Annotated in this window: 6 protein-coding genes; 2 read left to right on the top strand and 4 right to left on the bottom strand. The window is 66.1% G+C overall.

Translation table 11 applies throughout. The features are described from left to right. Positions 1 to 28 precede the first annotated feature (28 nt). Positions 29 to 1,582 carry a calcium-binding protein gene (locus ASF34_RS06690; protein WP_056159951.1) on the bottom strand — a complete coding sequence of 518 codons (1,554 nt, stop codon included), beginning with the start codon at positions 1,580 to 1,582 and terminating at the stop codon, positions 29 to 31. Between the two features lie 535 nt (positions 1,583 to 2,117). Then, positions 2,118 to 3,083: a CDF family Co(II)/Ni(II) efflux transporter DmeF gene (gene dmeF / locus ASF34_RS06695; RefSeq protein WP_056159953.1), complete on the bottom strand. Its 966-nt coding sequence runs from the start codon at positions 3,081 to 3,083 to the stop codon at positions 2,118 to 2,120. A 103-nt stretch (positions 3,084 to 3,186) separates the two neighbouring features. Between dmeF and addA the strand changes: the two genes are divergently transcribed. Beyond that, positions 3,187 to 6,657 (top strand): double-strand break repair helicase AddA, encoded by a 3,471-nt coding sequence (addA, locus tag ASF34_RS06700; protein WP_056159957.1) that lies wholly within the window; start codon positions 3,187 to 3,189, stop codon positions 6,655 to 6,657. On the opposite strand, the gene ASF34_RS06705 is transcribed toward addA, so the two are convergent. Continuing rightward, a complete protein-coding gene (locus tag ASF34_RS06705; protein WP_056159961.1) occupies positions 6,647 to 7,921 on the bottom strand; it encodes a PQQ-dependent sugar dehydrogenase in 1,275 nt (424 codons plus the stop codon). The two genes, addA and ASF34_RS06705, sit on opposite strands and share 11 nt — an antisense overlap. 395 nt (positions 7,922 to 8,316) lie before the next feature. Here ASF34_RS06705 and trxA point away from each other — a divergent pair, with 395 nt between their 5' ends. Continuing rightward, positions 8,317 to 8,637, top strand: coding sequence for a thioredoxin (trxA, locus tag ASF34_RS06715; protein ID WP_018042110.1), 321 nt, complete (start codon positions 8,317 to 8,319; stop codon positions 8,635 to 8,637). A 169-nt stretch (positions 8,638 to 8,806) separates the two neighbouring features. Here the strand turns inward: trxA and ASF34_RS22980 are convergent. Continuing rightward, a partial coding sequence (locus tag ASF34_RS22980) for an outer membrane protein (protein ID WP_056159966.1) occupies positions 8,807 to 9,370 on the bottom strand: 564 nt, incomplete at its 5' end.

Here is a 9,370-nt window from a genome sequence, read left to right on the forward strand (position 1 = left end):
GATGTCCTGCTCGATGCAGGCGCCGTTTCTAGAACAGGAAGTTGCCCTCGGTCAGTGATTGGTACGCGACGTCGAGCAGGATGATCTTGTCCGAAGGGGCGGAGTCACCCTCGAACGTGATCACGATGCCGGTTCCGCCCCGGTATGACCTGAAGGTCATGTCATCCATGCTGGCGGCGAGGCTGCTGACGTCCAGCTTGTCCATGGTCCGGTCGAACGTGCGGATGACGTCGCGACCGTCGCCGTCGGTGAACACGAACGTGTCCGCGCCCGCGCCGGCGAAGAGGGAGTCCCCGCCCTTCCCGCCCATCATAACGTCGTTGCCCTTCCCGCCCTGGATGCGGTCAGCGCCCGATGTGCCGACGATCAAGACACCGATGACCGACGTGTCACTCTCGGCAACGCTCTGCGAAAAAATCTTCGTGCCCGCCTCGACGCTCGACATGTCGAGCACCGCGCCGTCGCGCACATAGACCTTTTCGATGTTCTGGAACGTGGTGGTGCTCAGTTCGACGGGGCTGCCGGCATTGACGAACAGAAGGTCCGTGTCCGCCCCTCCATCCACCTTCGATGGCGAGGCGCTGATGACGAGCCGGTCGTCGCCACGCCGACCGAACAATTCGTCAGGACCGCCATTGCCGTTCAGCGTGTTAGCGTCGTCGGTTCCACTGAGGACATCTTCGGACGTACTGCCGATCAGATTCTCGAACGAACTATAAGTATCGCCCTCCGCATCGCCGCCGAAGCCGACGTCAAACAGGAGATCGACCGTTACACCCGCGCTGGATTGCTGATAGCTCAACGTGTCGTTGCCGGCGCCTCCGAACATGGAGTCGCTGCTGGCGCCCCCTTCGATGACATTGTCCCCGGTATCTCCGACGAGAATGTCGCTCCAGGCGCTGCCGAGCAAATTTTCGAACAACTGAATGTTATCTCCCGAGGCATCGCCATTGGAAGCGGTGTTCGTCGAGAGATCGATCGTTACGGCGTCGAAGGAATGTTGATAGCTCAGCGTGTCGCGGCCATCCCCCCCAGACAGGACGTCGCCAAAGCCGCCGCCTTCGATGACGTTGTTCTTGGTGTCTCCAATTATAGTATCGGTGTAATCGCTACCACGGATATTCGAGATATTGGAAAAAGTTTCAGAAAGGATTCTATTTGAGTGATCCGTGCCGATGTTGCTGGCCATGTTTACGATGACACCGTAAAAATTACCCTCGCTGTCGGCTTCGTACTCCTGGAAATGCTCATAACTCAGGGTATTCTTCCCGGTGCCTCCATCGATGTTGTTCGAGCCGAGGCCCCCCTCCAGCGTATCGTTGCCGCCACCACCGTTCAGGACGTCATTGCCCGCCCCCGTGAGAATCACATCCCCATAATCGCCCCCGGTGATCCTCGCCGTATAGGCGAAGTCGCTGGTGTCGCCGAAAATGCCGATTCGGGGCGTGGTATATCCAACTTCACCAAAGACGGTGTCCAATCCCGGCCCAGAGAAGGCATAGACTAGAGAATTACCGAAGCCTTCATATCCGGCGATGGCCGTGCCGGGGCCGAAATCGATTGCACGGACGCCGGCGGCCATCTGGGAGCTGAATATGAAGTCCGAGTTGTCCGATTTATAATCACCCTCATAGGTAAATCTAAAAAACGCCACGTCCAGCCCCTCTGCAACGAATCATATTGCGATTAAACAAGCCTAGACTGGCAGCAATAGTTTAAAAAATATTTAAAATACTCGTCTATACGACTACATCGTAAGTTAAACATCCTTTTTATAAATATATATATTAAAAAACTTGATTTACTAAGAAAAATATCAGAATAGATAGTTTTTGTCGAGTAAAATTATATAGATGACAGTCAAGTCCATGAAACCGTGATCCGCTTAATTGGACATGACACGTCTCTTGCGATTCGGCGGCGGGGGGAAGGCAAGCCTTCGACATCGCCGCACCAATCCACTGCCTGATCGAGGCCATGGCAAATGGCGCGCTACAACGGACGCCCAGCGCCGAGCGGATGCCGCCGGTACTCTCAACGCCCTTCCGTTTACTGCCGGATGCCGGGCATGTTGCCCGACGAACCCGATGAACTCCGTGGATCGCGGAGAGTGCGCCTCACCCGGGCATCCGTTCCGTCCCATGGTTCGGGCAGAGATTCGCCTCCACGGTGATGTGCGAGAGCCCGTCCAGATCGGCCAGCTTCGCCTTGTACGTCGCCGGTTCCTGCGGGTGGTCGGAGACGAGGGAGACGATCAGGCCGGTATGGCCGGGGCCGAGGCGCCAGAGGTGGAGATCGGTGATCGTGTCGCCGTTCGTTTCCAGCCGCGTCCGCACGGAGTGAGCGAGCCCCCGATCCGGCACCGCATCGAGCAGCGTCGCGCCGGCGGAGCGGATCAGGGACCAGGACCAGGCGACGATGACCGCCGCGCCCACCAGTCCCATGGCCGGATCGAGCCAGGAGATGCCGAGATAGCGACCCGCCAGCAGGGCCGCGATGGCCAGCACCGATGTCAGCGCATCGGCCAGGACGTGGACATAGGCCGCCCGCAAGTTGGTGTCCCCATGGTCGCCATGGCCGTGCCCCTCCTGATGGCCGTGCCCCTCGTGATGGGCGTGGTCGTGCCCGTCGCCGTGGAGCAGCCAGGCGCTGGCGAGGTTCACGAGGAGGCCGAGGATCGCGATCGGCAGGGCTTCGCCGAAGGCGATGGCCTGGGGGCTGTTGAGGCGCAGCACGCTTTCATAGCCGATGGCGAGCGCGATCATGGCGAGGATGATGGCGCTGGCGAAGGCCGCGAGATCGCCGAGCTTGGCGGTGCCGAAGGCGAAGCGCGGGTCGTCGGCATGCAGGCGGGCGAAGCGATAGGCCAGGGCCGCGATGCCGAGGGCGGCCGCATGGGTGGACATGTGCCATCCGTCGGCGGTGAGGGCCATCGACCCGAAGACCGTCCCGCCGACGATCTCGGCGACCATCATCGCCAGGGTCAGCCCGACGACGAGGACGGTCCGGCGCTCGTTGCGCTCATGCGCGTGTCCGAGGAAATCGTGGCGGTGCTGCCAGGTCTCGCTGCTGTGGCTGTGCATGAAGGGGGTGTCCTGAAAGAATCGTCCAGCCGAACATAGGGTGCTTTGGCGGGGCGATCATCCTTCTCTATGGAGAGAGGGAGCCAAGCCCGGAGCAGACAGGTTGCCCTTCGTCGTCGACGATCTCACCAAGGCGAGCCAGCGCCGCGCCGCCGATCCCCTGGCCTCGGCCTGGGTCTCCGCCAATGCGGGGGCGGGAAAGACGAAGGTCCTCACCGACCGGGTGGTGCGCCTGCTGCTGAACGGGGCGCCGCCCGCCCGCATCCTCTGCCTTACCTTCACCAAGGCGGCCGCCGCCAACATGTCGATCCGGGTGTTCCGGACCCTGGGTCGCTGGGTCACCCTGGACGATGCCGCGCTCACCGCCGAACTCACCGAACTGACCGGCGAGGCTCCGGCACGCCGGACCCTGAAGGCGGCACGGCGCCTGTTCGCCCGTGCCGTGGAGACACCGGGCGGCCTCAAGATCGAGACCCTGCACGCCCTCTGCGAGCGGCTCCTTCACATGTTCCCGTTCGAGGCCAACGTGCCCGCCCGCTTCCAGGTGCTCGACGAGAACCAGGCCGCCGACCTGTTCGCGGCCGAGACCGACCGGGTTCTCGCCCTGGCGATGACCGGCCGGAACCCCGATCTGCGCTCCGCCTGGGACCGGGTCGGCCCGGAGGCCACGGGCGATACGCTCCGCGCGATCCTGCGCGCGGCCATGCGGGCGCAGGCGACGTTCGACGGGACGGACGGTCTCTCCGGTCCCATCGCCGCCCTGTCTCGCTCCCTCGGCCTCTCGGCCGGCGAGACGGCCGATACGGTCCTCGACCGCATCCTCACCGGGGGGCTCGACGATTGGAGCGGCCTCGCCCAGCGCCTGCGCACGGGAAAATCCACAGACGAGGGGCTCGCCGATAGGCTGGTCGCGGCGGAGGCGACCCGTGAGGCTGCCGCCCGGCTCGACCTCTACCGGTCGGTGTTCTTCACCGAGAAGGGCACCCCGAAGGCGGACAGGAGTCTCGGCACGAAAGACGTCCCGGCGGAGGTGAAGGAGGCGCTCCTCGCCGAACGCGACCGGCTCGATCCCCTGTTCGATACCTTGCGCGCGGCCAAGGCCCTGGAGCGGACGCAGGCCCTGTTCGTCCTCGTCGCCGAGATCCACCGGCGGGTCGAGCGTCAGAAGGCGCGCCTCGGCGCCCTCGATTTCGACGACCTGATCCACAAGGCCCTCGATCTGCTCTCGCGGGTGGACGCCGCCTGGGTCCTGTACAAGCTCGACCGCGGCATCGATCACGTCCTCGTGGACGAGGCGCAGGACACCAACCCGCGCCAATGGGACATCCTGCGCCGCATCACGGCCGATTTCGCCAGCGGCGAGGGCGCTCGCGAGGGGCTGCGCACGCGCTTCGCCGTGGGTGACCCGAAGCAGTCGATCTACAGTTTCCAGGGGGCCGAGCCGCGCGAGTTCGCGACCGTGCATCGCGAATGGCGCGCGGCCTCGAAGCAGGCGGGCCTCGCCTTCGAGGACGTGACGCTGAACGTGTCGTTCCGCTCGACGAAGGGCATCCTGCGCGCGGTGGACGCCACCTTCGCCGTCCCCGAGCATTACCAGGGCCTGTCCTTCGACGACGCGGCCGTCGGCACGACGCACGAGACGGCCCGGCGGGACGCGCCGGGCGTGGTCGAGATCTGGCCCATCGAGGTTCCGGCGCAGGAGGAGGAGCCCGACGCCTGGGCGGCCCCGGTGGACGCACCGGAGGCCAACGCGCCCTCCATCGTCACGGCGCGGCGCGTGGCGCGGGCGGTGAAAACCTGGACCACCACCGGTGACGAAGGCGGGCGCGTGTGGCGTCCCGGCGACGTGCTCATCCTGGTGCGCAAGCGCTCCGCCGCCTTCGAGGAGGTGATCCGTGCCCTGAAGGTCTGCGGCGTCCCCGTGGCGGGCCAGGACCGCCTGGACATCACCGCCCATATCGCGGTGAACGACCTCGTCTCCATCGGCCGCGCCGGCCTGCTGCCCGCCGACGATCTCACCCTGGCCGGCGCCCTGAAGACGCCTCTCGTCGGGCTCGACGACGACGACCTCGTCCGCATCGCCGCCCGGCGCGAGGAGAGCGAGACCCTGGAGGACGCCCTGGCCCGCCATGCCGCGACCGGCGACCCGGCGGCGATACGCGGGCATGAGGCCCTTACCCTGTGGTCCGACCTGGCGGCCCGGCACGGGCCTTTCGGGTTCTATGCGAGCCTGCTCGGGCCGCATGAGGGGCGGATGCGGCTGGTCTCCCGCCTCGGTGGCGAGGCGGGGGATGCCATCGACGTGTTCCTGATGAAGGCCGCCGAGGCCGAGCAGGCCTCCGAGGCTCCCTCGCTGGACGGCTTCCTCACCCGCTACGACATCGCTCCGGGACGGGGCGCCAATGGTCTGACCGTCAAGCGCGATCTCGAATCCGGCCGCGACGAGGTCCGGGTGATGACGATTCACGGCGCCAAGGGGCTGGAAGCCCCCGTCGTCGTCATGATCGACGGCTGCGAACCCCTCGGGCGCAACGATCCGCATCTGCTCGCCATGCCGGGGGGGCGTGACGAGGCGATGCCGCCGGTCTGGGCCGGATCGAAGTCCCAGGATACGCAGGCCGTCGCCGCCGCCCGCGAGGCGCATCAGGCCCGCGCCCGCGAGGAACACAACCGTCTCCTCTATGTGGCGCTCACCCGTGCCGCCGATCGCCTCACCGTGGCGCCGTATCGCGGTCACGAGGAGCAGGGCGAGACCGCCTGGTGCGAGATGGTCCGGAAGGGACTGGAACAGGCGTTCGGGCCCGGCGAATCCCTCGAGGCCGCCTACGGTCCCGTGCTGCTATGGCGGGACGGGCCTGTACGACCCGCCGCCGCCGCGTCTTTCCCCGCTGCCGACGCCGTATCGTCGATCCCCGGATGGTTGAGGACATCGGCGGGGTCGGAGGTCGAGGCGGCGCCGCCGGTCAGCCCCTCCGGAGCGCTCGGCGCCGCGGATGGTCAGCGCACGGTGCCGAGGCGGCAGGCCAACCCGCAGGCCCGCCGTCGCGGCATCCTGATCCACTCACTCATCGAACATCTTCCGCGTCTCGATCCCCATCAGCGAGCGAGCGCGGCCTCCGCCTTCGTAAAGGCGCGGGCGCCGTCGCTTTCGGCGGCGGACCAGGACCGGCTGGTTTCGGATGTTCTGAACCTCGTGAACGATCCCGCCCTCGCCGTGCTCTTCGACGGCGACGCGAGGGCCGAGGTCACGATCTCGGGGCATGTCGGCGTCGGGGGCGTGTCGCGACCGGTCTTCGGACGGGTCGATCGCCTGAGTATCCGCCCCGAACGGATCGTCGTGGCGGATTTCAAGACGAGCCGGCCGCCATCCGACCGTGCTCCCATTCCCGAAGACGAGGCGGCGCAGATCGCCCTCTACGTGGCGCTCCTGCGGGACATCTATCCGGGGCGCCCTGTCGAAGCGATGCTGGTCTGGACGTCCGGTCCGGTCATCCGCCATCTTGGCGAGGCCGACATCGCGTCGGCGCTCGCCTCACTCTCCTCCCGCCCGGCTCACACCGCGATTACGGCGTGAGCTTGAGGATCTGTCCGTCCGGGCCGTCCGTCACGGCATAGACCGCGCCATCGCCGGCGACCCTCACGTCGCGGATACGGTGATCGAGGGGGATGCGCTCCTCGGTGACCACCTTGTCGCCGTCGAGCTTCAACGCGACGATGCCGCCGCTCACGAGTCCACCGACGAGGAAGGCGTCCTTCCAGGCGGGGAACAGGGTGCCGGTGTAGAGCGCCATGCCGGACGGGCCGATCACCGGATCCCAGTAATAGACCGGCTGGACCGTGCCGCCCGCCTGGGTCTTTCCCTCACCGATCTTCTCGCCGCTATATTCGATGCCGTAGGTCACTTCCGGCCAGCCGTAATTCAATCCGGGCCGGGGGCGATTGAGCTCGTCGCCGCCGCGCGGGCCGTGCTCGACGGTCCAGAGGCGCCCCTGGCCATCGAGGGCGGCGGACTGGATGTTGCGGTGCCCGTAGGACCAGATTTCGGGTTTGGCCTTCTCGCCGCCCGTGAACGGGTTGTCCTTCGGCGCATTGCCGTCGGTGTCGATGCGGAAGACCTTGCCGAGGCCGCTGGTGAGGTCCTGGGCCTGGACGCGCGGTCCCTTGTCCGAGCGCTCGCCGACGGTGACGAACAGCTTGCCGTCCGGCGCGAAGACGAGGCGTGAGCCGAAATGCTTGTCGCCCTCATAGGACGGCGTCTGGCGGAAGATGACCTTCACCTCGTCGAGACGACCGCCGTCCTTCTCCTCAATGAGCTTGGCGCGGGCGACCGTCGTGCCGTTCCCCTTGTCGCGCGGCTCGGAGTAGCTGACATAAATCAGACGGTCGGAGACGAAGCTCGGGCTCAGGGCCACGTCGAGGAGACCGCCCTGGCCCCGCGCATCCACTTTCGGCACGCCGGCGATGGGCTGGCCGACCGTGCCGTCCTTTGCGACGATGCGCAGCTTCCCGGCCTTCTCCGTGACCAGCATGCGGCCATCCGGCAGGAACTCCATGGCCCAGGGACTGTCGAGGCCCTTGGCGACCACGGTGCTCTGGACCTTGGTGGCCTCGAGGGGCTTCGGTGCACGGGTCTGGTTAGGCAGCAGGGGTTTGTAGCCCGTATTCGCGGGCGCCGTTTCGGCGGGCTCCCCGCCCGTGGCCTCGTTCTGGGGCGCCGCGAAGGACTCGCCCCCGATCCGCGGTTGAGGCGTTCCGGATTTGCCATCCTGGGCGAACGCACCGGTGCCGAGGCTCAGGGCGGCGAAGGAGGCAAGCAAGGTCGGAGAGATGCGCGTCACGTGGTGATGTCCTCCATGGCCGGCGTTGAGGGCACCGGCTCTCGGCCTGTTTCGGGGCTCGATCGCCGGATGGCGGCCGAGCCCGTTTGGCACCGGCTCGTCATGGGCATGCGTGCTGGGACGCTCGCCGCGAGGATTACCGGTCACGCTGGGAGATGGGGCGAAGCGACGGCTTTGGCGAGGGGCAACGGGAATCATGCGGGGGGGACAGGCGGCCGGGGCGGTCTCGCGTAAGCGCGGTGGATGAAGAGCGGTGGATGATGCATGCGAGAATCGAACGGCTGTCCCGCCCTTGGCATCTTACGCCTTGACCGTCCCGGTTCACGTCGCCAACTCTCGCTCTCAAGCCGGCGCAGGCCTCGTCTCGCCGACCGTGCAATGGGAAAGGGATCGCAATGGCGACGGTAAAAGTGACCGACGCGAGCTTCGAGCAGGACGTTCTTAAATCCGCCGAGCCCGTGGTCGTGGATTTCTGGGCGGAATGGTGCGGCCCCTGCCGTCAGATCGGCCCGGCCCTCGAAGAGATCTCGGCCGACATGCAGGGTCGCGTGAAGATCGCCAAGGTCAACGTGGACGAGAATCCCGGTATCGCCGCCAAATACGGCATCCGCTCGATTCCCACCCTCCTGATCTTCAAGGGCGGTGAACTCGCCAGCCAGAAGGTCGGCGCGGCACCGAAGGGCGATCTCTCCCGCTGGATCCAGGCCAGCGCCTGAACGCTGGCGATCGACCATCGTGAAAAAGCCCGGCCTCGGAAGGCCGGGCTTTTTTATGTCCGGTGGTGCGCACCGGCCGGTGCGGACCATGGTTCGGAAACGAAAAAACCCGGCCATGAGGCCGGGCTTCTCCGTTTCGAGACCTGTGTCGACGTTGCGACGTATCGGCTTAGTACGAGCCGAACTTGTAGTTCAGACCGGCGCGGACGACGGCGAACTCGCTCTCACGAGCGGTGACCGAGCGGCTGAGGACGAGCGAACCGTTCGGGTTCAGCACCGAGCGCTCCGAGGGGTTACCCTTGTTCTCGAGGTTCACGTACAGACCTTCGACCTTCAGCGTCACGGCCGACGAGCGGAAGAAGTTCAGGAACGAGTCGACGGGCATGGCGTACTCGATACCACCACCAGCGGTGTAGCCGGTGCGGAAGTCGTCGCGGCCGGTGCCGCCGTCGCCGTAGGCGAAGCCGCCGGTGCCGTAGAACAGGACGCGGTCGAAGGCGTAACCGACGCGGCCACGAACCGTGCCGAAGAAGTTCATCTCATTGCCCGGGATGCGGACAGAGGTGGGGCTGGTGAAAGCGCCGGCGGCGGGGCTGATGGTGCCCGTCACGGAGCGGCTCTTGTTGCCGAAGTCGGTGTACTGGGCGTCAGCTTCGAGACCGACGACGAGGCCCGAACCCGGGGTGAACTGGTAGTTGTAGCCGACCTGGCCACCGCCGACGAAGCCTTCGAG

It is taken from the genome of Methylobacterium sp. Leaf106, assembly GCF_001422895.1.
In the GTDB taxonomy this organism is placed as follows: Bacteria; Pseudomonadota; Alphaproteobacteria; order Rhizobiales; family Beijerinckiaceae; genus Methylobacterium; species Methylobacterium bullatum.